Source organism: Streptomyces marinisediminis (assembly GCF_026262575.1).
Taxonomy (GTDB): Bacteria; Actinomycetota; Actinomycetes; order Streptomycetales; family Streptomycetaceae; genus Streptomyces; species Streptomyces marinisediminis.
In genome coordinates this window covers 1-1,390 of the sequence record NZ_JAPKFL010000078.1, presented here as the reverse complement: position 1 = coordinate 1,390, position 1,390 = coordinate 1, and the positions used below count along the sequence as shown (strand labels likewise).

Annotated in this window: 2 protein-coding genes and 1 pseudogene; all 3 read left to right on the top strand. The window is 67.8% G+C overall.

The window, feature by feature from the left end:
- Window positions 1-333: pseudogene (locus OSB71_RS24125) on the top strand (transposase); the annotation flags it as partial.
- A gap of 297 nt (window positions 334-630) precedes the next feature.
- Window positions 631-1,008 (top strand): transposase, encoded by a 378-nt coding sequence (locus OSB71_RS24120; protein ID WP_265950929.1) that lies wholly within the window; start codon window positions 631-633, stop codon window positions 1,006-1,008.
- A gap of 5 nt (window positions 1,009-1,013) precedes the next feature.
- Window positions 1,014-1,390 (top strand): Uma2 family endonuclease (locus tag OSB71_RS24115; protein WP_265950928.1); only part of this gene is annotated, 377 nt, incomplete at its 3' end.

Genomic DNA, 1,390 nt, shown 5'->3' with positions numbered 1-1,390 from the left:
AAGCATGATCCGGCCGGGAAGAATGGTGGGAACTCGCGTAACGGCACTCGGGGCAAGACCGTGCTCACGGACGTCGGGCCGGTGGGGATAGCCGTGCCCCGTGACCGCGAGGGCAGCTTCGAGCCGGAGATCGTCCGCAAGCGGCATAAGCGCTTGTCCGGCGTGGACGAGATGGTGATCCCGCTGTCCGCGAGGGGTCTGACGACCGGCGAGGTCCAGGCCCACCCGGCCGAGGTCTACCGCGCCGAGGTATCGAAAACGACGATCTCCACGATCACCGACAAGGTCATGGACGGCATGACCGAGTGGCAGAACCGGCCCCTCGACCCGGTCTGCCCCCAGGGCTCCGGCATAGTCGTCTGGCAGCCTTGTGACGTGGGGTTTTTCGGGTGAGTGAGGTGCGCGGGCGCGTTCCGGTCCGGTTGGACAGAGGTTCCTACGCCTTCTGTCCGACCAGGGAACGACGCCCGCGCCATGCCATCGTCCCGCATCTGTGCACCTGTTCGCACGTCCGTCCCGGATCACGAGCTCCTCGTCGACCTGCTCGGCCGGATACCCGATCGGGACTGCTGCACGGTGGGGTGACACCTGACCTGGCTTGCCCTGAGGGCGGCCTGGAAGGATGTAGCCGTGCCAGTTCCCTGTCCCCGAGAGTTCCGTGACAAGGTGGTCCGCGTCGCGCTCAACCGCGAGAAGGGCGTCACCCTCGCGCAGGTCGCGAAGGACTTCGGCGTCCATGAGATGACGCTGTCGAAGTGGATCCGCCAGGCTGCCGTCGAGGAGGGCGGGAAGCCACCAAGAACACGCGACGCGCCAGCATCCCGGCAGCCGGCCGACCACGGGCGAGCACACGCCGGTGGCGGCCCCGTCGGACGACCGGGCAGCACGCGGGTTCGATGGATCCCCATGGAAGCGGAACCCGGTGTCAGCAGGCGAGAGCGCCCGTATGCTGGTTGTGTACCGCCCGTCGAGGTCACGCTGAGACTTGCCGGTCGGGTGAGGAGGTGAAAGGGATGAGCGTTGCCATCGACCACACAGGGCCCTGGACCGTCGCCGACGTCCTCGCCTTGCCCGAAGACCGCACCATGCGCTACGAGCTGCTGGGGGAATCCCTCGTAATGTCCCCCGCTCCCGGCATCCGCCACCAGCGGGCCTCGCTCCGCCTCGCCATGATCCTCCACGCGGCGGCCACGGCTGCGGAGGCGCCAGTCGAGGTGCTGGAAGCCATCAACGTCATCCTGCCCTCCGGTCTCGTGGTCCCCGACCTTGTGGTGACCGACACCGGCGCGACCGCCGAGGACGGCGTCAGCGTCGACGCCGAGGGCGTACAGCTCGTGGTCGAGCTCGTTTCTCCCGGAAACCGTACCGTGGACCGCAAGTTCAAGCCGAT